This window comes from Streptomyces sp. NPDC004266 (assembly GCF_042874095.1).
Classification (GTDB): domain Bacteria; phylum Actinomycetota; class Actinomycetes; order Streptomycetales; family Streptomycetaceae; genus Streptomyces.
In genome coordinates this window covers 61,589-85,596 of the sequence record NZ_JBIAMM010000009.1, presented here as the reverse complement: position 1 = coordinate 85,596, position 24,008 = coordinate 61,589, and the positions used below count along the sequence as shown (strand labels likewise).

General features: G+C 76.7%; 16 protein-coding genes. 6 read left to right on the top strand and 10 right to left on the bottom strand.

Features of this window, described 5'->3' with window-relative positions:
* Nucleotides 1–72 precede the first annotated feature (72 nt).
* From ACFYUZ_RS22250 to ACFYUZ_RS22240, 3 genes are all read right to left on the bottom strand, one after another.
* Nucleotides 73–1,128 carry a lactonase family protein gene (locus ACFYUZ_RS22250; protein ID WP_389311804.1) on the bottom strand — a complete coding sequence of 352 codons (1,056 nt, stop codon included), beginning with the start codon at nt 1,126–1,128 and terminating at the stop codon, nt 73–75.
* 131 nt (nt 1,129–1,259) lie between these two features.
* Nucleotides 1,260–2,768: an FUSC family protein gene (locus ACFYUZ_RS22245; RefSeq protein WP_389312180.1), complete on the bottom strand. Its 1,509-nt coding sequence runs from the start codon at nt 2,766–2,768 to the stop codon at nt 1,260–1,262.
* 329 nt (nt 2,769–3,097) lie between these two features.
* A complete protein-coding gene (locus ACFYUZ_RS22240) occupies nt 3,098–5,215 on the bottom strand; it encodes a SpoIIE family protein phosphatase (protein ID WP_389311803.1) in 2,118 nt (705 codons plus the stop codon).
* Between the two features lie 400 nt (nt 5,216–5,615).
* On the opposite strand from ACFYUZ_RS22240, the gene ACFYUZ_RS22235 reads away from it, so the two are divergent.
* From ACFYUZ_RS22235 to ACFYUZ_RS22225, 3 genes are all read left to right on the top strand, one after another.
* Complete coding sequence (locus tag ACFYUZ_RS22235) at nt 5,616–6,095, top strand: Lrp/AsnC family transcriptional regulator (protein ID WP_389311801.1); 480 nt, start codon at nt 5,616–5,618, stop codon at nt 6,093–6,095.
* 104 nt (nt 6,096–6,199) lie between these two features.
* Entirely contained in the window at nt 6,200–6,595 is a 396-nt protein-coding gene (locus ACFYUZ_RS22230; protein ID WP_389311799.1) for a molybdopterin-binding protein, read from the top strand.
* A 167-nt stretch (nt 6,596–6,762) separates the two neighbouring features.
* Entirely contained in the window at nt 6,763–7,380 is a 618-nt protein-coding gene (locus ACFYUZ_RS22225; RefSeq protein WP_389311797.1) for a DinB family protein, read from the top strand.
* A 6-nt stretch (nt 7,381–7,386) separates the two neighbouring features.
* On the opposite strand, the gene ACFYUZ_RS22220 is transcribed toward ACFYUZ_RS22225, so the two are convergent.
* The gene (locus ACFYUZ_RS22220) at nt 7,387–9,447 is read right to left on the bottom strand and encodes a SpoIIE family protein phosphatase (protein WP_389311795.1); all 2,061 of its coding nucleotides are present in this window, start codon (nt 9,445–9,447) and stop codon (nt 7,387–7,389) included.
* A gap of 434 nt (nt 9,448–9,881) precedes the next feature.
* On the opposite strand from ACFYUZ_RS22220, the gene ACFYUZ_RS22215 reads away from it, so the two are divergent.
* The gene (locus ACFYUZ_RS22215; RefSeq protein ID WP_389311793.1) at nt 9,882–11,537 is read left to right on the top strand and encodes a hypothetical protein; all 1,656 of its coding nucleotides are present in this window, start codon (nt 9,882–9,884) and stop codon (nt 11,535–11,537) included.
* Complete coding sequence (locus ACFYUZ_RS22210; RefSeq protein ID WP_389311791.1) at nt 11,534–13,309, top strand: protein kinase; 1,776 nt, start codon at nt 11,534–11,536, stop codon at nt 13,307–13,309. The genes ACFYUZ_RS22215 and ACFYUZ_RS22210 overlap by 4 nt, the downstream gene beginning before the upstream one ends.
* Here the strand turns inward: ACFYUZ_RS22210 and ACFYUZ_RS22205 are convergent.
* From ACFYUZ_RS22205 to ACFYUZ_RS22195, 3 genes are all read right to left on the bottom strand, one after another.
* Complete coding sequence (locus ACFYUZ_RS22205) at nt 13,291–16,386, bottom strand: AAA family ATPase (protein WP_389311789.1); 3,096 nt, start codon at nt 16,384–16,386, stop codon at nt 13,291–13,293. The two genes, ACFYUZ_RS22210 and ACFYUZ_RS22205, sit on opposite strands and share 19 nt — an antisense overlap.
* A gap of 82 nt (nt 16,387–16,468) precedes the next feature.
* On the bottom strand, nt 16,469–17,302 hold the full coding sequence (locus tag ACFYUZ_RS22200) for a phosphoenolpyruvate hydrolase family protein (RefSeq protein ID WP_389311787.1): 834 nt from the start codon (nt 17,300–17,302) through the stop codon (nt 16,469–16,471).
* On the bottom strand, nt 17,299–18,573 hold the full coding sequence (locus ACFYUZ_RS22195; RefSeq protein ID WP_389311785.1) for a Tm-1-like ATP-binding domain-containing protein: 1,275 nt from the start codon (nt 18,571–18,573) through the stop codon (nt 17,299–17,301). Before ACFYUZ_RS22195 ends, ACFYUZ_RS22200 begins: the two co-directional genes overlap by 4 nt.
* Nucleotides 18,574–18,712: 139 nt before the next feature.
* Between ACFYUZ_RS22195 and ACFYUZ_RS22190 the strand changes: the two genes are divergently transcribed.
* Nucleotides 18,713–20,155: a PLP-dependent aminotransferase family protein gene (locus ACFYUZ_RS22190; protein WP_389311783.1), complete on the top strand. Its 1,443-nt coding sequence runs from the start codon at nt 18,713–18,715 to the stop codon at nt 20,153–20,155.
* Nucleotides 20,156–20,220: 65 nt separating this feature from the next.
* On the opposite strand, the gene ACFYUZ_RS22185 is transcribed toward ACFYUZ_RS22190, so the two are convergent.
* The 3 genes from ACFYUZ_RS22185 to ACFYUZ_RS22175 all read right to left on the bottom strand — a co-directional run bounded on the left by ACFYUZ_RS22185 (nt 20,221) and on the right by ACFYUZ_RS22175 (nt 23,897).
* Nucleotides 20,221–20,706 carry a DUF2000 family protein gene (locus ACFYUZ_RS22185; protein ID WP_389312178.1) on the bottom strand — a complete coding sequence of 162 codons (486 nt, stop codon included), beginning with the start codon at nt 20,704–20,706 and terminating at the stop codon, nt 20,221–20,223.
* 338 nt (nt 20,707–21,044) lie between these two features.
* On the bottom strand, nt 21,045–21,560 hold the full coding sequence (locus tag ACFYUZ_RS22180) for a PadR family transcriptional regulator (protein WP_389311781.1): 516 nt from the start codon (nt 21,558–21,560) through the stop codon (nt 21,045–21,047).
* A 36-nt stretch (nt 21,561–21,596) separates the two neighbouring features.
* Nucleotides 21,597–23,897 carry an ABC transporter permease gene (locus tag ACFYUZ_RS22175; RefSeq protein ID WP_389312176.1) on the bottom strand — a complete coding sequence of 767 codons (2,301 nt, stop codon included), beginning with the start codon at nt 23,895–23,897 and terminating at the stop codon, nt 21,597–21,599.
* Nucleotides 23,898–24,008: the final 111 nt, after the last annotated feature.

The window sequence follows — 24,008 nt, the reverse complement described above, 5'->3', positions numbered from 1 at the left end:
GTGACGTACGGAAGGGCCCGCTCCGGATTCGTCCGGTGCGGGCCCTTCGTCGTGTCCGGCGGGCTCCGGGCCTCAGCCGAGGACGACGCAGGAGGCCGCGGGGGCCTCGATCGCGCCGGCGCGCGACGGGATCCCGGTCTCCGGGTCGAGGGTGAACCAGGTGACGTCCCCGGACCGCTCGTTCGCCGCGTACAGCCGCCGCCCGGAGGGATCGAGGGTCAGGTCGCGGGGCCAGGTGCCGCCGCAGGGCACGGTGGCGACGAGAACGGCCTCGGCGCCGCCCGCCCCGAGGGCGAGCACGGCGAGGGCGTCGGCGCCGCGCACGGCGGCCCAGAGGAAGCGGCCGTCGGGGGCGACGACCACCTCGGAGGGATAGCAGGGCCCGGCGGTGCCCTCGGGGACGACGGGGGTCTCGGCGAGCGGTTCGAGCACGCCCTCCACGGCGTCCCAGCGGCAGACCGTGAGGGTGGGCTCCAGCTCGTTCAGGACGTACGCGTGCGTGCCGGCCGGGTGGAAGGCGAGGTGGCGCGGCCCGGTGCCGGGGCGCAGCACGGTCTCGCCGTGGAGGACGAGCTCCCCGGTCGCGGGGTCGAGCGCGCAGATCCGTACGGAGTCGGTCCCGAGGTCCACGCTGACGACCCAGCGGCCGCCGGGGTCGGGGAGCACCTGGTGCGCGTGCGGGCGGCTCTGACGGTCGGCGACGGGGCCGCTTCCCTCGTGCCGCAGGACCGCCGTGGCGGGGCGGGCGGTGCCGTCCCCGGCCAGGGGCAGGGCGGTGACGCTGCCCGAGGTGTAGTTGGCGGTGAGGAGGTGTCCGGCGGCGAGCGCCAGATGGGTGGGGCCCGCGCCGTCGACGGGGACGGGGGCGCCGAGCGGCCGGGGCACGGGCCCCGTGACGTCGAAGGCGGCGACGGCGCCCGCCTCGGTCTCGGACACGGCGTGGAGCACGGACCCGGCGAGGGCGAGGAAGGAGGGGTCGGCGACGGCGTCGCTGCCGCCGGTGACGGTCAGCGCGCCGGTCTCCTCGTCCACGTCGGCGGCGAGGACGCCGCGGCCGCCCGCCGTGGTGAAGGAGCCGATGTACGCCCGTATCCCGCTCCGGCCTCGGACCGTCCCTGTGCCGCCCACGGCGCCTCCCCTGTCCCCGGGCCGGTCGCGGTCGACCGGCCCTCGTCTCGTCGGGCCGACGGTAGCAGGCGGTCTAGACCAAAAGGGTGGGTCCGGGCCTCACGACTCGGAGACGGCGGGAACCCGGAGCGTCAGGAACGCAGCGTCCACGCACCCGGCTGGGTCCGCAGCGGAGCGTCCAGCTCCGTGAGCACGCGGGCGAGCCCGCTCGCGTGGGCGAGAGCCGGCGCACCCGCGTGGGCCTGGCTCTCGACCCGGAGGTGACCCTCCGGCTCCACCGCGGCCCCTTCACGAGAGGTGAGGGCCTCCACGGCGGCTTCGACCCGCCAGCAGGCGGCGGCCAGGCGAGCGTCGTGACCGGCGTCCGGGTCGGCGGCGACGGCGACCAGCCCCCGCACCTCTCCGGCCGCTTCGTCGAGAAGCGCGAGGACCCGGCGCGCGCGCTGCTTCCTCCCCCTGAACGGGGCCAGCGGATGCACCAGCGGAGCCAGCGAGAGCCGCACGCGCCCGAGGAGCGCCTCCAGCTCGGCGGCGTGCGGCGTCGGGTCGGCGGCCTCCTCGCCGGCGAGGCGGCGAACGGACGCCGAGGTGGCGGCCCGGACGCAGAGGAGCGCCCGCTGGATCCACGCGTCGTTCGTCGTGTGCGTGCGGACGGGAAGGACCAGCGTCACGGCGAGGCCGGCGCACGCGGCCCCGACGCAGGTCTCGGTCACGCGCAGGAGGAGCAGCGCGCCGTCCAGCACCCCCAGCAGTCCGTAGAGCAGGCTGGCCATGACGGTGACCGCCAGGATCATCCAGCTGTACGAGACGGCGGCGGTGTAGAAGATCCCGAACACGCACAGGGCGACCAGCAGGGCGGTGACGACGGGCGCGCCCCCCAGCGGGACGGCGACGAGGAACCCGGCGGCGATGCCGGTGACCGTGCCGAGGACGCGGCGGAAGCCCCGTACGAGCGTCTCGCCCCGCGAGGCCGTGTTGACGAAGATCCACCAGACGGTGCCGACGGCCCAGTACCAGCGCTCCTCCGAGAGGAACTGTCCGATGACGAGGGCCGCCCCCGAGGCGACGGAGACCTGGACGGCCTGACGGGTGGTGGCCCGGGCGAGCCCCGTCCCGGGCAGGGCGGGGGGCACGGCCGGCGGCGGGACCCGGCGCTCGATGGGCCACAGCACGAAGCGCACGGTCGCGGCCGCGCCCAGGGCGATGCCGGTGGCCGCGTACAGCTCGGGGAGCTGGGCGGGCAGGGCGTGCAGGAACTGGGTCACGAAGAACTGCATGAAGGCGAAGATGCCGAGCGCGTGCCCGCGCGGTCCCCAGCGGCGCGCGTAGACGCCGGCGAAGATCACGAGCAGCCAGGTCGCGTCGCGCAGGAGCGGCACGCCGTGCAGGAGGGTCGCGAGGGCCAGCACGGGGAAGCCGGCCGCCGGCAGCAGGGCGGTGGTGACGGCCTGACGGCGCACCGAGGGGTCGGCGACCGTGAAGAGGGCGAGCAGCGCGGCGAGGCCGGCGGTGATGGAGGCGATGAGGGACAGACCGCACAGCTCGGCCAGGGCGACCGCGAGCGCGACGCCGAGGACGGCACGGAGCGAGATCCGGAGCCGGACGAGCCCCGGGTCCGGGGCCAGGAAGTACTTCTGCACGGCGGCCAATTCCGCCCCCCTTGATCTGTCCCTCACCGCGCGCGGGACTCCCCTGGGGTGGTGGGGGCCCGGACACGACGAAAGCACCGCGGGCCGGTCCGGCCTCGTCGCCGGACGGCGCTGCGGCGCCGAAGATGTGTGATGGCTACAAGGATAGACCGAGAGGGGTACAGCGGCTCAACCGACGGACGAAAGGGTGAGCCATTGGTCCGGCCGTACGGCGCGAGAGCTGACCGGACGGAGCCATTGGCCCACGCCCGCGCGCAGGCCGCCCCCGTGCCTCCGTGCCCCACAGGACGTACAGGGCCTGCGGGAGTCGGGAACCCGGCCTAGACGTCGTCCCCGCTCAGTTCGGCCCAGACGGTCTTGCCGCCGTCGGTGTAGCGCACGCCCCAGTTGTCCGCGAGGGAGGCGCAGATCACGAGGCCGCGGCCGCCCTCGTCGACGGCTTTGGCGTGGCGGAGGTGGGGCGCGGCCTGTCCGGCGTCGCTCACCTCGCAGGTCAGGGACGGGCCGTCGGCGATGAGGCGGAGGACGACCGGGGCGGCGCCGTGGCGGAGGGCGTTGGTGACGAGTTCGCTGGCGACGAGCGTCACCGCGAACGGGTCGGCGGGGTGGTTCCACCGCCGGAGCCGGTCCTCGACGTGGGCCCGCGCCGTCCCCACCGCGGACAGGTCGTAGGGGATCTCCCACTGCGCGAGTCCGTCCGGCGGCAGGTGGCGGGTGCGGGCGACGAGCAGGACCCGGTCGGGGGCGAGGAGCCGCTCCACGTCGTCGGCCATCGCCTCCGGGTCGCGTTCCGGGTGGGCGAGGGCGGCCATGAGGTCCTCCGTACGCGGCTCCTCGCCGCCGGACGCCAGACAGAGGGTGCTGCCCTCAGGGAGGTGGAGCGTCGCGCAGGCGAACGGCGGGCCCTCGGCGCCCAGCAGGGGCCCGTCGTCGAGCGGCCGGGTGTCCGCCGTCCCGTCGGGGTGGACGACGACGAGCAGGGAGGCGCCGGCCCGCGCGATGTCGAGGCGCCCGTCGACGGGGTCGTGGACGGCGATCGTGCAGCCGGCGGTGGGGTGGGCGTCGGGAGGCTGAGCGAAGGGCATGCCGACGGGCGCCGTCCCGCCCTCCCCGAGCATGCCCTCCCCGAGCGGGCCCTCCACGGCGAGGCCCTCGGCCACGAGGCCCTCCGACACGAGGCCCTCCGCGGCGAGTCTGAGGGTGGTCGCGTGGAGGCGGGCGAGCAGTTCGTGCGGGTCGAGGTCGAGCGTGGTCAGGCTGTGGACGGCGGTCCGCAGACGGCTCATGGTGGCGACGGCACCCGGCCCCGGGGACTCCACCTGCCCCACGACGAGGGCCACGCGCGCACCCGGCAGGGGGATCACGTCGCACCAGGACCCGGCGCCGCTGCCGCCGGGCCGGTGCCGACCGGCCACGTCGACGGCCCTCTGGGTGGCCTCCTCCTTGGGCGGCGGCCAGCTCTGCAGGGCGGTCATGACGATGTGCTCACGGGTGTACCGGAGCGCGTTCTCCAGACAGTTCGCGGTACGGGACGCGAGGGCGTCGGCGAGGGCGCGGTCCTCGGGGCCGTACGGCGCCGCGTCGACGCGGCGCTGGAAGGCGACCGCGCCGAAGATCTGCCCGCGTACGGTCAGCGGCACCACGAGACGCGTCGCCCGCTCGTCGCTCGTCGCCGCCGGAGGGAGGGGACGGGCGGGCGTCGGCTCCCCGTCCCCGAAGATCCCCGGCAGCAGCACGGCACCGGCCGGGGGGCACGCCGGCCCGGCCCCCGTGCCACCGGTGGCCGTGCAGCGCAGCAGCGGGACCGCGTCCCGCGACTGGAGGGCCGGGTCCTGCCCCCGGAGGACGGCGTCGGTGAGGGCGACCACGACGGAGTCGGCGAACGCCGGCACGGTCACGTCGACGAGCTCCCGCGCGGTGCGCTCCACGTCGAGGCCGGTGCCGATCCGCTCGTGCGCCTCGTGCAGGAGCCGCAGGCGGGCGTGGGCCTGCTCGCGGTCGGTGACGTCGGTGGTGGTCACGACCACGCCGAGCACCCGGCCGGCGTCGTCCTGGAGGCGGTGGACGGAGGCCGAGTAGACGCGTTCGGCGTGTTCGGCGCCGGGCGGGTGACCGGTGACGAGCCGCTCGGTCGTGGAGCGGCCCGTCTCGAGCACCTCGCGCAGGATGCCCTCGTCGGCGTGCACGCCGGCGAACGCGGCGTACGCCTCGACGGCGGGCATGCCGAGCACGCGGTCGGCGGGGATGCCCTGGAGTCCGGCGGCGACGGGGTTCACCCGGACGACGCGCAGGTCCGTGTCGAGCACGTGGAGCCCGATGTCGGACTGGGTGAACACCGCGTCGAGGACGGCGTCGTCCCAGGCGGTCTCCGCGCTCCAGGGCTCGGCCGCCCCGGGCGGGGGCGTGCCCGCCGGATCCTGCCCGCCGTCCGTGTCCACTCGTCGTCGCTCCCGCCGGAAGGGCCCGGCCGCGCCTCAGCCGGTTCCGACGAGCCTCTCCCAGATCGCGCCGCCTCGCGAACGGAGCGGGAGGGAGTTCCGTCGTCCGGCGGGGCCCTCCCCCACGCCCACGCGGCCCCCCGCGTCCACGCGGTCCCCCACGTCCACGCGCGGCTCGACGCAGAGCCCCGGGCCGGGGTCCGCGCGGGCGGTCCCGCGGGGCGGGCCGTCGAGCACGACCGCGGCCCGCCGCACGTGGGCCAGGAGCCGGAAGGAGTCCGAGCCCACCGCGTGCGGGGGCCGGGCCGTCGCCAGGTGCACGACCCGTGGGCGCGGCGCCCCCGGGGGGCGTGGGTACAGTCGAAAACCGGACGAGCCGGGTGAAGGAGGCTGACGGAGCATGGCGGTGGACGAGCTCGACACGCGGATCCTGCGGCTGCTCATCGAGCAGCCGAGGACCAGCGTGCGCGAGTACGCGCGGATCCTGGGGGTGGCGCGCGGCACCGTGCAGGCGAGGATCGACCGCCTGGAGCGGGACGGGGTGATCATGGCGACCGGACCCGTCCTCTCCCCCGCCGCGCTGGGGCACCCGGTGCTCGCCTTCGTGCACGTCGAGGTGACGCAGGGTCACCTGGACGAGGTCGGCGACGCGCTCGCGGGCGTGCCGGAGATCGTGGAGGCCTTCTCCATCACCGGAGGCGGTGATCTCCTGACCCGAGTGGTGGCGCGGGACGCCGGGCATCTGGAGGACGTCATCCAACGGCTGATCCAGCTGCCCGGGGTGGTCCGCACCCGTACCGAGATCGCGCTGCGGGAGCGGGTGGCGCACCGGCTGCTGCCACTGGTCGAGGCGGTCGGGCGGCGCTCGGGCGCGGTCTGAGCCACCGCTCCGTCCGGCCGGTCGGTCCCGGGGGCCGGCAGCCGGCGCGAGCAGGCCCCCGACCGCCTTGCAGGGGGGATTCCGTACGGCCTAGCGTGGCCGGCATGCAGTCCTACACCATCGGCCAGGCGGCACGCCTGCTGGGCGTCAGCCCCGACACGGCACGCCGCTGGGCCGACGCGGGCCGGGTCACGACCCACCGCGACGAGAACGGCCGGCGGCTCATCGACGGCCGCGATCTGGCCGCCTTCTCCGTCGAGGTCGGGCAGGGCCCCGCCGGCGACGAGGGGGAGCCGTACACCTCGGCCCGCAACGCCTTCCCCGGGATCGTGACCTCCGTCAAGCTCGGCGACGTCGCCGCCCAGGTCGAGATCCAGGCCGGTCCGCACCGGATCGTCTCGCTGCTCACCCGCGAGGCGGTGGAGGAGCTGGGCCTCGAGGTCGGCATGCAGGCCACCGCCCGCGTGAAGTCGACCAGCGTGCACATCGACCGGTCCTGAGCCCCGACCGCCGGGATCCGCAGGGATGGCCGCGGGCGCCCGGCAGGGATGTCCGCAGGCGCCCGGCAGGGATGGCCGCAGGCGCCCGGCAGGGATATTCACGGGCGCCGGGCGGACTCCTGTGGCAAGGTGCGACGGTCCCGTCCCCGTGTGATCCGGAGCGCCCCGTGCCCCTGCCCCAGCGGCTCGTCCCCCTCCTCGACCAGTTCGACTTCGCCCGGCGACGGCTCACCGACCGGCTGACGGGACCGGTCATGGACAGCGGCAACGGGACGGACGTCGAGGTCGGTCCGATCACCGACGCGGAGTACCTCTGGGAGCCCGTGCCCGACTGCTGGTCCGTCCGGCGCCACGCCGACGGTCCGGGGCCGCGCGCGACCCTCCTGGTCGGCGCCGGCGAATGGGGCCGGGACACGACGCCCCCGCCGCACCCCGCGCCGCCGCCGTTCACGACGATCGCCTGGCGGCTGAGCCACCTCTCCGAGATGCTCGCGCTCCGCGCCGACCACACGAACGGCAGCCGCGGCCTGACCCGTGACGACTTCCCCGTCGCCGGGGACGTGGCCACCGCCCTGCCGGCCTTCGACGCCGCCGCGGCCGCGTGGCGCGGGGCGCTGCTGTCCGTCGACGACGAGGCGCTCGACACCGTGGGCCACTGCACCTACCCGCACGGCAGCGACCCGGAGAACCCCTTCCTGGAGATCGTCTGGTGGGTGAACCAGGAACTCCTGCACCACGGCGCCGAGATCGCCCTCCTCCGCGATCTGCACCGGCTCCGCGCGTAGCGGGGTTCAGCGGACGGTGCGGGCGAGGAGCATGGCCACGTCGTCCTGGGCGGAGCCCGCGAGGAGCCGTCCGAGGACGTCGTCGCACAGCGTGTCCAGCGGCCGGTCCAGGGGCCGCAGCGCCTCGGCGAGCTGCCGCATGCCCTGGTCGAGGTCGCGGTCGCGGGCCTCGATGAGACCGTCCGTGTAGAGGACGAGGAGCCCGCCCCCGGGCAGGACGACCTCCTCCGTACCGAAGTCGTGCGCTCCGGTGCCCAGCGGGGTCCCCGGCGGTCCGTCGAGGAAGGTGATGGTGCCGTCCGCGGTGGCGACGGCCGGCGGCGGATGGCCGGCGCGGGCGATGATCCAGCCGCCGGTGGCCGGATCGTGGACCGCGTAGACGCAGGTCGCCATCTCGTCCTCGCCGAGGTCGGCCACGACGGCGTCCAGGGAGCTGAGCATGCGGTCCGGTGCGATGTCGTGGCGGGCCAGGGTCCTCACGGCGGTGCGCAGTTGGCCCATGACGGCGGCCGCGTGGATGCCGTGGCCCATGACGTCGCCGATGACGAGGCCCGTCCGGCCGCCGGGCAGCGCGATGACGTCGAACCAGTCGCCGCCGACGTCGTGGGAGCTGGCGGGGAGGTAGCGGCCGGTGAGTTCGAGGCCGGTGACGGCGGGGAGCTCGTTGTTGGTGAGGCTGCGCTGCAGGGTGAGGGCGGCCTCCCGCTGGGTGGTGTAGAGGCGGGCGTTGTCGATGTTGAGGGCGGCGCGGGCGACGACCTCGTCGATGAGGACGCGGTCCTGCGCGTCGAAGGGCTCGCGGGTCTTCAGGCGGGTCACCGTGACCGCCCCGAGCACCTGGCCCCGGCCCACCAGGGGGACGAGCCGGGCCGAGCCGATGCGGGTGGCGAGGTAGGTGCGCAGGGCCTCGGTGCGCGGATCGGTGAAGAGCGCCGGGAGGTCGGAGGTGTAGAGGTTCGTGGGCCGTCCGTGGACGACCACCTTCTCGTACACGGAGTCGAGGGGGATCTGGAAGGTCTGGCCAGGGGCGAGGAGCGCCGTGGGCGCGGTCGGGTCGGGGAAGCGGGCAGCGAGCCGCCGCAGCAGGCCCCGGGTGGAGTCGGCCGGGTCGTCGGGTTCGAGGACGGACTCCAGCATCTGCACGTCGGCGGAGTCGGCCAGCTGGGGCACGAGGAAGTCGACGACCTCCTGGGCGGTCTGGTTCAGGTCCAGGGTGGTGCCGATCCGGGCGCCGGCCTCGGCGAGCAGGGCGAAGCGCTGGCGGGCGCGCTCGACCTCGATGTGCGCCTCCTGGCTCTCGGTGATGTCGACGAGGGAGGCGATGAGCCCGAGCGGCCGTCGTTCGGTGCGGTCGACGAGCGGGGCGTACGAGCAGGACCAGATGTGGTCCCGGTCGGGGTCGGCGGGGGTACGTCCGACCCGGCGGGCGTCCACCACGGCCGTGCCGCTCTCCATGGCCTGGAGCATGAGCGATTCGAGCCCGGCGGCGTTGACGTCGGGCACGACCTCGGTGAGCCGGCGGCCCACGTGCCGGGCGGCCGGCACGCCGTTCATCCGCGCCAGGGCGTCGTTGACGCGCAGGAAGCGGAGGTCGGGGCCGAGCAGGGCGAGCCCTATGGGCGACTGGGTGAAGAGGCTCTCCATCGCCGCCAGGTTCTCCCGCATCCGCAGGACCTCTGAGGTCTCCACCGCGATGAGCATCGCCCCCGGACGTCCCTCCGGGTCGGCGGCCGGGACGATCCACATCTCCATGGTGACCGCGTGGCCGTCGCGGTGCCGGACGGGCAGCGTGCCGACCATGGTCTCGCCCGACTGGACGCGGTCGGTGAGCCGGGCGGCGAGTTCGCGGTTGGCGTCGGGGACGAGGAGCGGGGTCGCGAGCCTTCCGAGGACGTGTTCCGGCCGGTGGCCGAGGAGGTCCTGCGCGGCGAGCGACCACTCGACGATGCGGCCCTCGGCGTCCTCCCGCCAGAGGGCGATCGGCAGCAGCTCGCGGAGCACACCCGCGTCCCCGACGGCCGCACGGGGCGGCTGCGGGACCCTGCTCGACGACTGATGAGTCTCCACGCATCGACCTACGCATCGGCCCGGCCCCGGGGGGCGCAATCCCTACCGAATCACCCTAGCCGAGGAGCCGGGGGCGGGCGCTGCGCAGTGCGGCCGATCGGTAGGGGCCCGCCGTCGCCGCCCGGCTCGCCGCGGGCGGTGCGGGTCCGGGGCGGGGCGCCGGTGAGGGTTCCGTAGTTCTACGGATGTGCGGGGCGGGGCGGGGGTGCGAGAGTCGGTCCGACCTGTGCGTACGGGCGTACCGCCCCCCTTTCCCGCTTCTCCGCCCCTCCGTCCTTCTCCGTGTCCCGTCCTTCTCCGTCTCCCGTCCTTCTCCGTCTCTCGTCCTTCTCCGTCTCCCGGCCTCCGTGCCCCAGCCCTTCGCGTCCCGGCCCTCCCCGTCCCCCGTCCTTCCGCGTGCCCCGTCGCGTCCCCGTCTCCCCGGAGCAGCCCGCATGAGCAGCCGCTCGCCCGACGAGTTCCGTCCCGGCGCGTCTCCGTACGGCCGGGGGTCCGGCCACGGCGAGGAGCCGGAGGACCCGGAGGAGCTGCTGCGCCGGGCCCGGCGGCTCACCGCCGACGGACACCCCTCGGCCGGCGGCGCCTGGGAACGGGCGACGACGGCCCTGCGGCGCGCCGGCGGCTCCCTCATGTCCCGTGACCACGCCGACGCCCTGGACGCGACCGCGCTCGCCTGCCGGGGCCGGGCCCGGCAGGCGGCGGCCCCGCTCTTCTCCCGCGCCGCCGACCTGCACGAACGGGCCGGACAGCCCGGCAAGGCGCTGGTCTCGCGCGCGCGGGCGCTGCTCGGTGGTCCGGAGCCGGGGGCGACGGTCTGCGCCGGCCTCGGGGAGCTGACCGAGCGGGCGAGCGTCCTGCACACCGCCGGGCGGGTCACCGCCGCCGAGGCCGCGACGGTGCTCCTGCTCCGCTGCCGGGCCCGCGCGGACCTCCTCGACACCGGCCCCGACCCGGTCGCCGAGGCCGCCGCGCTGCGCGCGGAACTCGCGCGGCTCATCGCCTTCGTCACACCGCACCGGGCGGCTCCGGCCGTCCCCGGCGTGCTCGCCGAGGCCCGTACGCTGCTCGGTCGCGTCACCGCGCCCGACGACCCGGCCGCCGCCCTCGTCCAGCTGCGGGCCGCGATGGCGGACCACCACGCCGGGGGCCGGTCGTGGCCGGCCGCCGAGAGCGTGCTCCTCCTCACCGGGGTGCTCCGTGCCACCGGCGCCCGTCAGGAGGCGGCCGCGCTCCTCCGTGCCGCTCTCGGCACGACGGCCTCCAGGGGATGTCGTGCCGACCGGGCGCGACTCTGCCTCGCCCTCGCGCGCACGCTCGCCGGAGTCCCCGGCCGCCCGGCCGGGGACGAGGAGGTCTCCCTCCTCGGGGAGGCCGTCCGGCATGCCGACTCGGTGGCCGGGGACGGGCGGCTGAGCGTCCTCGCCCGCCTCGCGCTCGGCGTCGCGCGGGCCGAGCGCGGCCGTTGGCGTCAGGCCTCCGCCGTGCTGCGGGAGGCTCTGTCCGGCCTCGCCGAGGCCGACGACGGCGACCGCGACGACGACGGCGACGACGGGGCGGCGCGCGTACGGGCCGGGGCCTGGCTCGCCCTCTGCGCGCTGGGCCTCGGCGAACCCGGCCGCGCGGCACGGGAGTTCGCGTGCGTGGCGGCGGAGGCCCGGCGGTGGGGCGACCCGCGTCACGCCGCGGCCCTGAGCGAGCTCACGGCGCGTGCGCTCGGTGCGGCGGGGTCGCCGGAGAAGGCGGCCCGCGCCCATGAGCGGGCCGCCGACCTGTGGCGGGCGGCCGGTGACCACACCGCCGCGGCGCGCTCCCTGCACGGGCGCGCCCGGCAGGTGCGGAAGGTGTGGGGCGCGGCCGCCGCCGAGGTGGTCGAGGCGGAGGCCCGACGGGAGGCGGGACGCGGGCGGCCGGACCGCCCCGGGGAACCGGGCGGAGCCCGGGCGTGGCTGCGCGTGCTGCCCGAGCCGTACGGGCCGCCCGGCCGCTACCAGGTGGACGCGTACGGCGAGGTGGGCGGGACCGGAACCGGGCCCCGCGGGCCGCGGCGCCGCGAGGAGCAGAGTGTGACCCGAGTACAGGGGTGCGTGTGAACAGAGTGATCGACGGCCGTTTCGAACTGGTGGAGCGGCTGGGCGGCGGCGGGATGGGGACGGTGTGGCGTGCCCGCGACCTGGCCCTCCACCGTGACGTGGCGGTCAAGGAGGTGCGCCCGCCGGACCCCGCGATGGCGGAGCACGACGTCGAGGGCGCCCGGACGCTGCGGGCGCGCGTGCTGCGCGAGGCACGCGCCCTCGCCAGGATCGACCACCCCAACGTGGTGACGATCCATCACATCGTGGACGCGGGCGAGGGCACCTATCCGTGGCTCGTGATGGAGCTGGTGACCGGCGGCTCGCTCCAGGACCGGCTGGACCGGGGCACGATGACGCCCGCCGAGGCGGCCGTGCTCGGCCGCGAGCTGTTGTCCGCCCTGCGCGCCGCCCACGAGCGGGACATCGAGCACCGCGACGTGAAACCCGCCAACGTCCTCCTGCGGCCGGACGGGCGGCCCGTGCTCACCGACTTCGGCATCGCGGCGATCCGCGAGTCCACCGTCCTGACGGCCTCGGGCTCCGTCATCGGCTCGCCGGACTACATGGCGCCCGAGCGGATCCGCGGCGGCACGAGCGGTCCGGCCGCCGACCTCTGGTCGCTCGCCATGCTCCTGTACGTGGCGGTGGAGGGCCGTCACCCGCTGCGCCGGGAGAACACCCTGGCCACCCTCGCCGCCGTCCTCTCCGACGACGTGCCCCCTCCCCTGCGGGCCGGGGCGCTGACCGGCGTACTGACCCGGCTGCTCGTACGGGACCCCGCCGCCCGGCCCGACGCGGACGAACTCGACCGCGCGCTGACGGCCGCCGCGACGGACGGGACGGCGGCCGGGGAGGCGACGGCCTCCGCAGCGAGAGGGACGACCTCGTTCCGGCTCGCACCGCCGAGCACCACGCCGCCGGGCACCGCACCGACGGGCACCGCACCGACGGGTCCGGCGCCGGTGAAGGCCGCGCCGGTGGGCCCCGCTCCGACGGCAGGCGCTCCGTCGACGGTCGCCCCGGCCGATGCCGCTCCCGTGGGGGCCGCGCCTCCGGAGGCTCCTCCGATGGGGACGGCTCCGGCGGGGACGGCTCCCGTGGGGGCCGCGCCTCCCGCCGTCGCCGGGCGGAGACGGCGCGGGCGCCTCGGCCGGTTCCTGGGGGCGGCCGCCGTCGTGGTGCTCGCCGTCGGGATCCCCGTGGCCGCGATGAACTGGGAGTGGCGGCCGGCCGACCCGGGGAACGGGCCGAGCACCACCGCTCCCTCGCGGCAGGGCCCGGACGCGCGGCCCCCCGCCACCGCGTCGGCGCCCGCGAAGGAGACGGCTCCGGAGAAGCTCGACCTGCTGACGGCCGACGGGGTCCGGACCGCCGTGGCGGCCGTCAAGGCGGCCTCCGGCGGGGCGAAGGTCACCAGCTTCGTCGTGTACCCGGACTACGCGGTGGCCGAGTGCCTGGTCAAGGGCAGCACGAAGCGGTACGACCGGTACATGTACCGGGGCGGTGACGTGGCCGTCCGGCAGGGGCCCGGCGGCACCGCCTTCCCGGGCGCCGTCCCGGCCGACCTGGACGCGTTCTCGTGGGACGCCCTCCCCGCGCTCGTGAAGCGCGCCGACAAGGAACTCGGCGTCGACGAACCGACGAGCCGCTACGTCGTCCTCACGCCGGGCTCGACGCTCCTCGGCAGCGAGGCGGGGCTCAGCGTCTACCTGTCCGACACGTACGGCGTGGCCTACCTGACGGCCGACGCCAGGGGCCGGGTGACCGCCACCTATCCCCGCAAGGACTGACCTGCCGCCCTCTCGTCCCTGACGACCAGCGAGGCCAGTCCCGCCCGGGTCTCCACCCCTGTCTTGCGGTAGACCCGGGCGACGTGGCTCTCGACCGTGCGGGGGCTCAGACAGAGCCGGTCGGCCACGGCCTGGTTGGTGAGCCCCTCCGCCACCAGGGTCGATATCTCCCGCTCGCGCGGGGTGAGGACGGCGAGCCGCCCGCCCGTGCCCTCGTCCCGGGGCGGCCCGGGCCGGGTGCGGTCGGCCAGGTCCACCAGCAGGCGGGCGCCCGCCCCGGCGGCCAGCCGGCGGCCCCCGCGCCAGGCTCCGGCGGCCTGCTCCGCGTCACCCGAGGCCTGGAGCTGCGGGGCGGCGAGGAGCAGGCCCTGGGCCTCCCGCAGGACCGCACCGGAGCGCGCACCGTCCGCCGCCGCCTCGGTGAACGCCCGGGCGGCGGCCGCCGGTTCGCCCCGCCGGGCCAGGACCCGGCCCCAGGCCCGCCGCGCCGCGCTCCTCTGGACGGGGAGTCCGAGCGACTCCGCCTCCGCGAGGGCCCGGCGGGCGACCCGCTCGGCCTCCGGGAGGTCCCCGGCGGCGAGGGCGGCGCCCGTGAGGACTTCGAGGTAGCCGGGGCGCAGGGAGGGCTGGAGCCGGGAGAGGTCCCGGTCGCCCCCCGACCGCAGGAGCACCTCCCGCACCCGGTGCGGGTCCTGGTCGAGCGGGACGGCGTGGGCGAGCATGCAGCGGGCCTGGGTGGCCCACCAGCCCTCGGCGGTCCCGACGGTCGCCGCGGCCTCCTCGGCGGCGGCCGGCACCTCCGGGTCGCCGAGCGGCCGGGCGTGCAGGAGCACCGTGGCCCGGATCGCCCGGCTGAAGCCGACGAGTTCGGCGCCGCCCAGGACGCGGGCCACCGCGAGGGCCTCCTCGGCCTGGTCGAGCGCGGTGCCGACCCGGCCCGTCAGGAGGTGGACGTACGCCGAGCAGAGCAGGAGCTGGGAGAGGGCGAAGGGCCGCCCGGCGCGGCGGGCCATCGCGATGCCCCGGGCGGCGTGCCGCTCGGCCGTCCCGTACCGCTCCAGGAAGGCCTCGCTCCAGCCGAGGCGCACCAACGACTCGGGGTGGTCGGCCAGTCGGCCGTCGGTGAAGGAGTCGGTGAGGGCCGCGGCCTCGGCGGCGTGGGCACGGGCGGCCGCGGTCCCGCCCTCGTACGCCTCGCCGAGGGCGGCCAGCGTGAGGACCTCGGCCGTCCCCGCGTCGTCGTGGCGCCGCCGGGTCGCGTCGAGGGTCTCCGCGACCACGTGGCGGACCTCGGGGTAGCGGGCGGCGAACAGGGCGCGGCAGCCCCACTCGACGACGAGCCGGGTCCGCAGGTCCGGCCGGGGCCCGGGCGTCCGCGCCAGTTCGCGGCGGAGCAGGGCGTCCGCCTCGGGGTAGCGGCCGAGGTGGCGCTCCATGAACGCGCAGAGCAGCACGGCCGAGGTCCGCGGCTCCGCCCCCTCCGCTCCTTCCTCGCCTCGGCCCTCGTCGATGAGGCGGTGGAGGAGGTCCCGGCTCTCCGCGACGCGTCCCGCCGAGCCCAGGGCCCCGGCCCGTTCGAGCGTCAGCTCGCGCCGGGTGCCGTGGTGTTCGGGGGCGTCGGGCAGCAGGTCGAGCACGGCACCCAGCCAGTCGGCGGCGCGCGAGGGGTCGGCCGCCGTGACGCGCTCGGCGGCCTCGACCAGTTCGGCGGCGGTGGCCGGGTCCCAGACGGTCGCGGCCCGCACGAGGTGCGGGGCCCGCTCGGTCACGGGCGCGCCGACCGCGGCGAGCGCGGCGGCGGCCCGCCGGTGCAGCTCCCGGCGGCGCCAGGGGTCGAGCGTGCCGAGCAGCAGCTCGGACAGCGCGGGGTGCCGCAGCGCGAGGACGCGCCCGGCGGGCTCGGCACGGACGAGATCCCGTCGGAGGAGTTCCCGCAGCGCCGCGCCGACCGCCGCCGGCACGGGCGGCCACGGGGCCGCGTCGACCGCACCGCGCGGCGCAGAGGGACGGGAGGCCGCACCAGGCGCCCCGCACGGCCCAGGCGGACGGGGGACCGCACCGGGCACCCCGCACGGCGACGGGCACCGGGCGTCGTCGGGGCCCGGCCGGTGTGAGGGACGCGGAGCGCCGGCGGCCCCCTCCTCGGCCGGCCGCCCCGCGTCCCCGCCGGCCCCCGGGCGGAGCACCGGCCACGGGGCGGCACCGGTGTCCTCGCGGGTGACGGTCGCGAGCAGTTCGGGGGTCGCGCGGGGGCCGAGCACCGCCGTCGCCTCCACGAGCGATCGCTCCGTCCGGCCCAGGGGGGCGAGTTCGTCGAGCAGGGCGGCCATCGGCGCGGGGCCGGACGTCCCGCCCCGGTGCGTGCGGGTGAGGGCGAGAGCGCGGTGGTAGAGCGGGTTTCCGCCGCTGGCGGCGTGGAGGTCCCGCGCCTGCTCGGGCGGCAGCCCGGCGCCGGGGCCCTGGGCGCACTCCTCGGGCGTCAGCGGACGGAGCGTCAGTCTCGTGAGGGTCCCCGCGTCGTCGGCGCGCGCGAGGGCGGAGGCGAGGGCGGGCGGGGTCTGGCGCTCGCGCCGTGCCAGGACGAGGAGGACGGGTGCCCTCGGCGGGTGCCGGAGGAGGTGGTCCACGAGCGCGACGGAGGCGGCGTCCGCCCCGTGGAGGTCGTCGAGCACGAGCACGAGCCCGGGTGCCGCGATCCTCCCCAGCGCCGTCGCGATCCGCCGCACCGGCGCGGCGCCCTCGACGAGCTCCGCGAGTCCGGCCAGGTCCGGCGCCGTGGCGTGGTCGCGGGGGTCCAGGTCGGCGAGGGCGTCGACGAAGGGCTGGAAGGGGGTGTCGTCCCCCGGGGCCGAGCCGGCCCGGCCGTGCAGGACGGTCGCGCCGCGCCCCCTGGCCCGTACCGCGAACTCGGTGAGGAGGCGGCTCTTCCCGATGCCCGGCTCGCCCGTGACGTCCACGGCCGCCGGGCCCGTCCCGTCGGCCCGGGCGCTCGACAGCGCGTCGAGCCGGGCGAGTTCCCGCTCCCGCCCGGCGAAGGGCGCGCGGTCGGCGCACCCCGGATCCGCGAAAGTGTCCACGTACAGTCCCCCCTGGCCCGCGCCTGCCCCCGTTCCCGCCCCTCTCGTTCCCCAGTTGTACGGCACGCCACCGACAACGGCCTCAGCCGGTGGCGAGGGCCTTGAAGGCGCGGGTCTGTTCCGTGATGGCCCGCTCCGTGGGCAGGCGCTCGATCGACGACGCCCCGAAGAAGCCGACGACGCCGGTGGTGTGCTCCAGTACGTACCGCGCGTCCTCGGGCTCGGCGATGGGTCCGCCGTGGCAGAGGACCAGGACGCCGGGGTTGACCCGCTTGGCCGCGTCGTGCATCTCCTGGACGGCCGTGGCGGCCTGGTCGAGCGTCATGGCCGTGCCCGCGCCGATGGCCCCCTTGGTGGTGAGTCCGACGTGCGGGACCAGGACGTCGGCGCCGGCGGCGGCCATGTCGGCGGCCTGCTGGGGGTCGAAGACGTACGGGGCGGTCAGCAGGTCGCGCGCGTGGGCGGCGCGGACCATGTCGACCTCCAGGCCGTACCCCATGCCGGTCTCCTCCAGGTTGACCCTGAAGGTGCCGTCGTACAGGCCGACGGTGGGGAAGTTCTGCACCCCGGCGAAGCCCATGGCCTTGAGCTCGTCGAGGAAGAGGTCCATGCGGCGGAAGGGGTCGGTGCCGCAGACGCCGGCGAGGACGGGCGTGTCGCGGACCACGGGGAGCACCTCGCGGGCCATGTCCTGGACGATGGCGTTGGCGTCCCCGTACGGCAGCAGACCGGCGAGCGAGCCGCGCCCGGCCATCCGGTAGCGCCCCGAGTTGTAGATGATCAGCAGGTCGACCCCGCCGGCCTCGGCGCACGTGGCTGAGAGGCCGGTGCCCGCGCCGGCGCCGACGATCGGGCGGCCCGCGGCGACCTGGGCGCGCAGCCGGTCGAGCACGTCCTGGCGGCTGATGGTGGTCACGATGTTCGCTCCTCGGTGTCTCGGCGGGCGGTGGCGCGGGTGTTCTCGGTGATCAGCCGGTGGAGGCGGTCGGCCATGGCGATCGCGAAGGAGGGGTCGTTGACGTGGGCGTCGAGCTCGTGGAGCCGGACGTCGCCGCCCCGGAGGGCGGCGCGCAGCGCGTCGAGCCCGGCGCGGTCCGCCTCCGGGTCGGCGAAGGGCCCGTCGGCCACGTCGACGGCGGAGACGCCGCGCAGGGGCCAGAAGACCTCGGCCGGACCGCGCGCGGTGCGGAGCTTGCGGCCGATCCCGGTGCCGAGTTCGGCCATCTCGCGCGCGGTGGTGCGCATCAGGGTCACCGTCGCGTTGTGGACGAGCAGCCGGCGCTCGGCGAACCGCTCGGGGACGGTGGCGGCCGGCCCGAAGTTGACCATGTCGAGCGCTCCGGGGGCGACGACCTGCGGGATGCCCACGGCGCCGGCGGCGGTGAGCCGTGAGGGGCCCGCGCCGAGCACGCCGCCGACGAGTTCGTCGGCGAGTTCGGTGGTGGTCAGGTCGAGGACGCCGTCGAGCATGCCGTCCCGGGCGAGCTTCTCGACGGCCCGGCCGCCGGCGCCGGTGGCGTGGAAGACGAGGACCTCGTAGCCGAGTTCGGCGAGGCGGGCGCGGGCCGTGTCGACGGCCGGGGTGGTCACGCCGAACATGGTGGCCGCGACGACCGGCCGTCCCCGGCCGGCGGACTCGTCGTGGTTGCGCTCGTGGCGGCGGGCCATGCCGGCGGCGGCCGCGGCGGCGTTGCCGAGGACCTGGCGGGACACGGAGTTGAGCCCGGAGATGTCGACGACGCTGTACATCATGGTGAGGTCGCTGCTGTCGACGTACGGGGAGACGTCACCGCCGGCCATGGTGCTGACGAGCACCTTCGGGACGCCGATGGGCAGGGCCCGCATGGCCTGGGCGGCGATCGCGGAGCCGCCGCTGCCGGCCGCGGCGAGCACGGCGTGCAGTCGTCCCTTGCGGTAGAGGTCGACGACGATCCGGGTGAGGCCCTGCGCCATGGCGGTGACGGCCGCCCCGCGGTCCCCGGCGGCCCGGAGCCGCGCCAGGTCGTGGCCCGCGGCGCGCGCGACGACGTCGGCGGGAACGTCGGCCACGGGCGCCTGGGCGGGCGGCGGCATGACGCCGGTGTCGACGAGGAGGACGTCGCTGCCGTACTCCCTGAGCCGCTCGCGCAGCCAGGCGTACTCCTCCCCCTTGGTGTCCAGTGTGCCGACCAGCACGACGGTCGCCATGCCCTCACCTTTCTCCCGGTCCCGGTCCCGGCCCCGGTCCGTGCCCGGTCCCGCCGCTGTCGATCCTCCGAGGCGTGACCTGCGGCGACAACGACCAGTCGGGGCGGATTGGCCTGCGTCGTGGAGCAAGATGGGTGCCATGGCCAGGATTGCTTCGACCCGTCTGTCCCGCCTCCTCACCGGCTGGTCGTCGGAGGGGTCGGGGCCGCTGCCCCGGCGGCTCGCGGACGCGCTGCGGGAGCTGGCCGAGCACGGGGACGTGCCCGGCGGCAGCGTGCTGCCCTCGCAGCGCGAACTGGCCCTGGTCCTCGGCGTGAGCCGGTCCACCGTGACGGCCGCGTACGGACTCCTGGAGAACGAGGGGTGGCTGGAGAGCGTGCGGGGCAGCGGCTCCCGGCTGCGGGGGTCGGGGGCGCTCGACCGGTACGTCGCCGAGGGGCGGCTCGTGAGCTTCAACGCGCGCTCGGAGGGGTCCGGAGCGGCGGACCTGTCGAGCGGGGCGCTGCCCGGACTCGGCGCGGTCGGCGAGGCCGTGGGGGCGCTGACCCGGGCCGATCTGGGCGGCCTGCTCGGGGACGACGGCTACCACCCGTACGGGATCCCCGCGTTGCGGGAGGGCATCGCCGCGTACTACCGGGCGGCGGGGGTGGCGACGGAGGCGGAGCAGATCCTGGTGACCTCGGGTTCGCAGCAGGCGGTGTGGCTGGTGGCGCAGGCCCTGGTCGAGCCGGGCGACACGGTGGTCGTGGAGAACCCCACCTACCGGGGCGCCCTGGAGGCGCTGCGGGCGCGCGGCGCCCGTCTCGTCCCGGTCGGCGGCGACGGGCCGGACGGCGGCGCGGGCCCGGCGGAGCTGCGGCGGCTGTGCGCCCACGGGCGGCCCCGGCTCGTGTACCTCCAGCCGACGGTCCACAACCCGACCGGGCGCACGCTCGACGGCGCCGCGCGCCGGGAGTGGCGGCGGGTCCTCGCGGACCGGGAGCTCTTCACGGTCGAGGACACGGCCTGTGCCGAACTCGCCCTCGGGAACGGGACGGCGGGAAGCGACGGCGCCGCCCCGGTTCCCCTGGTGGCCGGTCTCCCGATGGGCTCCACGGTGACCGTGGGCACGCTGTCGAAGCTGTTCTGGGGAGGCCTGCGGGTGGGCTGGGTGCGGTCCTCGCCCCGGGTGGTGGCCCGGCTCGCGAAGATCAAGACCTCGGTGGACCTGGCCTGTTCGGTCGTGGACCAGCTCGTCGCCGTCCGTCTGCTCGACCGGCTGCCCGAGGCCCGCGCCCGGCGCAGGGCCGGGCTGCGGGGGCAGCGGGACGCCGCCGAGGCCCTGGTGCGCGGGGCGGCCCCGCACTGGGAGTGGACCCGGCCGGCGGGCGGTCCCGCGCTGTGGGTGCGGATCCCGGGCGTCGACACGGAGGCCCTCGCGCAGCTGGCGCGGCGCCACGGGGTGTCGGTGGTCCCCGGGGCGGCGTTCTCGCCGGTGGACGGCTTCCGGGACCGGCTCCGGCTGCCGTACGCGCACGGGACGGAGGCGCTGGCCGCCGCGCTCCCCATCCTTCTGGAGTGCGCGGGGCGCGCGGCGGGGTGACGGCCCGGCCGGCCCCGGGGGCCGTGGGACTCAGGGGGTCCGCGGGGCCCAGGGGCGCGCAGGGCTCAGGGGTGCATCCGGGCTCCCTTGAGCACCTTGTCGACCGCGTTGCGCGGCCCGTACACGGCGATGCCCACCAGATCGAGCCGATCCGTGCCCACGGCCCGTACGGCGGCGCGGTTGTCCCGGTCGTTGCCGGTGGCGAAGAGGTCGCTCGTGAACACCGCCCGCGGCAGCGCGCGGGAGAGGGCGCGGCCGTGCGCGGCGGTCAGCGTCTCCTCGGTCCCCTCGAAGACCAGGACGGGCTGCCGGAACATCGGCAGGTACGGGGTGTCGTCGGCGTCGGCGTACGGTTCGCCGATCACCTCGGGGAGCTCCGTGCCGAGGCCGCTGACCAGGAAGGCCGTCACGTTCAGCCGCTGCCAGGTCTCCAGGTCCTCGCGCAGCAGCACGGCGATCTTGGTGTCGAAACGTACGGGGGTGTCGTCGGTCGTCGTCATGCCCCGAGACTGCCGCCGGCCCCGCGGCGCGGTCTTGTACATTCCTTGCATGGTGGTCCGTACGGCGAGGCTGCGCCCGTACGGTCCCGCCCGGTCGTGCACGGCCTCGGCGACGAACTCCGGGGAGACGGACCGGCCGAGGAGCCACTCTCCGACGGCGGGGGCTCCGGGCCGCGCGTACGGCCAGAGTCCGGTCATGGCGATCGGCGCGTACGCCAGGCAGACCACGGTCACCGCGACGGCCGACGCCCGTCCCCACCCCCACCTCGTGCCGGTCGGACGCCCCATGGCCGTCCCCCCTTCACCCATAGTCCTTTCTGGACCATGGGTGAAGGCAGGCCGCGCACCGCCGGGGTCAACCGGCCGGTAACAAAACGTCGTTGCGGGACTCAGGGCTCCCGGCTCTCCACCCACTGCCAGAAGTCGACCATCATCCGCTCGTACCGGATGCCGAACTCCAGCGCCTCGCGCTGCCCCCGCGTCAGCAGCTCGCCGACCTCCCGCTCCAGCCCCTCGTACTCCTCCAGGGTCCTGCGGTGCTCGTCGATCTGGACCGGTGCGTGGACGCGCGGGCTGGCGCCGAACCACAGCTTGAGGATGCCCCGTTCGCGTGCCTCGACCGGGACGAAGGCGGGGTCGGCCAGCCAGTCGCGCAGCGCCGCCGCCCCCGCCTCCGTGAGGCTCATCAGGCGCCGGTTGCGACCGCCCGGCTGCCGCACCTCCGACAGCAGCCCCGCCTCCAGGAGCCGGTCGCACTGCGCGTACACCTGCGCGTGCGGCATGGACCAGAACGGGGCCACCGTCCGCGCGGCCTCCACCTTCACGTCGTACGGGCTGGCCTCGCCCAGCTTGTCGATGATGCCGAGCACGAGGAAGGAGGGCGTGGTCAACCGGACTTCAGACATGCGGCGACCGTATCCTCCTTCCCGCCCCGCGCCGCCCTACTCCGCCCGCAGCGCCCGCGCCGTGGTCGTGCGGGCCGCCCGGCCCGCCGGGAGCAGCGCCCCGGCCGTCACGATCACGACACCCGCCGTCGCGAGGAGCACGAGCAGCGGCGCCCCGTACACGTCGATGTCGGCGGGCGGGATCGTGGTGCCGACCGCACGGCCCATCGCCGGCATCACCCGGCCGTGGAGGGCCACGCCCAGCGGCACGCCGACGAGGCCCGACACGAGGCCGAGGGCGCCGACCGAGGTGAGGACCTGCGCGACCGTCTGCCCCGGGGTCATCCCCAGGGCCTTGAGGACGCCCAGGTCACGGGCGCGGTCACGGGTGTCGAGGACCACCGTGTTCAGCACGCCGAGGCAGGCGACGACGACCAGCATCAGGGTCAGCATGACGACCAGGGCCTGCATCGCCCGGATGACGCTCGACCTGCCTCCCTCCGTGACGGCGGCCTCCGCCCCGAGCGGCGACACGGCGGCGTCGAGGCGCTCCGCGTAGCGCGCCGCGTCCGTGCCGGCGGTGACGGTCACGGCGAAGTCGGCGGGCTGGTAGCGGGGCCGGAGCGTGGCGACGGACGCCGCCGCGGTGCGCAGGGTCATGCCGTCGTCGCCCAGGTCGAAGACCTCGCCGACGATCCGCAGCCGGACCCCGCGGCCCTGTTCGGAGAGGGTGACCGTGCCCCCGACCCGGACCCCGGTGGCACGCAGGAACCGGGTCGCCGCGACGGCCTCCCCGCCGGCCCCGAACCAGCGGCCGGAGACCATCGTGTGGCGGCTGCCGGACGTGTCCCCCTCGTACGCGACGACGGGCACGCCTCCCTTGAGCCCGGCCGCCTCCAGCTGGGTGCGGGCCGTCCGGTACGCCGAGCCCGTCCCCGGGAGCGCGGCGATCGCCGCCGCCACGGCGGCCGGGTCGGCGGGCTTCCCCGGCAGCGGCGGCGCTCCGCCCGGACCTTCCGGGTTCCCGCGGGGCAGGGCGACCGTGCGGACGGTGACGTCGCCGCCCCGGTCCGGGTCGCCGTCGGTCTTGACGGCGACGAGCGTGCTGCCGAGTCCCACGGCGAAGGTCACCGCGAGGGCCCCGAAGGTCACCGCGGCGGCCGTGCTCGCCGCGCGCGCGGGACGGGCGAAGGGAGCGGCGAGGCCCAGGGCGACGGGCCGGGGCAGCGGCAGCCGTCCGAGCAGGCCGCGGACCGCGCGCCCCCGGCCGCCGCCGGTGGCGGGGCCGAGGCGGAGGACGGTCGCGGTCGGCAGCCGGGCGGCGCGCAGGGCGGGCCCGAGGGCGGTGCCGGCCACGAGGGCGAGGGCTCCGGCCGGCACGGCGAGGTCCACCCAGGCGGGGATGAGGACCTCCGTCGTGCCGTACACCTCGGCCACCTCCGCCATGAGGGGGACGGCGAGCGCGTTCCCGAGGGCGACGCCGAGCACCGACCCGACCGTGCCCGGGATCAGGGCCTGGGCCACGTAGGCGCGTCCGACCTGGAGGGGGGTGAAGCCGAGGGACTTGAGGATTCCGATCCGGCGGGTCGCGGCGCCGACGGCGCCGCTCACCACGATGCCGATGACCAGGACCGACATCGCCAGGCCGAGGAGGGCGAAGGCGGTGACGAAGGGTACGAAGGCCGCCGTGTTCTCGCGGGCGGTCTCCCGCACGTCGAGGTACGAGCGGCTGCCGGTGACCGCTCCGGCCGGCGCGGCGGCGGTGACGGCCTTCCGGCCGGCCGTCACGTCGGCGGCGGTGCCGGCCGCGGTGAGCCGGTAGAGCATCTGGAGCGCGGGGGGCCGGCCCCCGGCGAGCGCCGTGAGCTGCCCGGGTACGACCCAGGCGTCGGCGCTCTCGCCGACCGACTCGGCGATGCCCACCACCCTGAGGCCGACGCCGTCCGCGGACAGCCGCGCCCCGAGGCCGGACGCCGGCGGTACGGACCCCCGCTCCAGGACGATCTCGCCGGGGGCCGCGGCCCACCGGCCCTCCGTCAGGGTCACCGCGTCCACGGGTCCCGTGGCGGAGGCCCGGCCGACGACCGTCAGCGGGGGCGGCGCGAACCCGGGCGGGGCCGCCCCGTCCGGGTCGAGGCGCACGGCGGTGACGGGGAAGGGGCCCGAGGCCGCTGCCACTCCGGACGCGCGGGCGGTGGCGGCGAGCCGCTCCGGCGGGGCGGCCGAGCCGTCGAACAGCACGGTCAGATGGGCGCCGTGCTGCCGGGCGAAGGCCCGGTCGAAGGGCGCGGCGGAGGCGACGAGGAGGCCGAGCGCGAGGACGGCGGAGGCGACGGAGAGCAGCGTGGTCAGGACCATCACGGCGGTCTGCGTACGGCGCCGCCCGACACCGGCGCGCACGACGCGGCCCAGGGCGCCACCGCCGGCCCCTCTGCTCGGAGCGTGGGGAGTCGCGCTCGTCGGACCGCC

Bases quoted from the DNA above. Each gene is read 5' to 3' on its own strand.
- ACFYUZ_RS22235 (WP_389311801.1), top strand. From the start codon at position 5,616: ATGGCGGTGGACGAGCTCGACACGCGGATCCTGCGGCTGCTCATCGAG.
- ACFYUZ_RS22180 (WP_389311781.1), bottom strand. From the start codon at position 21,560: ATGTCTGAAGTCCGGTTGACCACGCCCTCCTTCCTCGTGCTCGGCATC.
- ACFYUZ_RS22230 (WP_389311799.1), top strand. From the start codon at position 6,200: ATGCAGTCCTACACCATCGGCCAGGCGGCACGCCTGCTGGGCGTCAGC.
- ACFYUZ_RS22190 (WP_389311783.1), top strand. From the start codon at position 18,713: ATGGCCAGGATTGCTTCGACCCGTCTGTCCCGCCTCCTCACCGGCTGG.
- ACFYUZ_RS22185 (WP_389312178.1), bottom strand. From the start codon at position 20,706: ATGCAAGGAATGTACAAGACCGCGCCGCGGGGCCGGCGGCAGTCTCGG.
- ACFYUZ_RS22195 (WP_389311785.1), bottom strand. From the start codon at position 18,573: ATGGCGACCGTCGTGCTGGTCGGCACACTGGACACCAAGGGGGAGGAG.
- ACFYUZ_RS22175 (WP_389312176.1), bottom strand. From the start codon at position 23,897: ATGGTCCTGACCACGCTGCTCTCCGTCGCCTCCGCCGTCCTCGCGCTC.
- ACFYUZ_RS22215 (WP_389311793.1), top strand. From the start codon at position 9,882: ATGAGCAGCCGCTCGCCCGACGAGTTCCGTCCCGGCGCGTCTCCGTAC.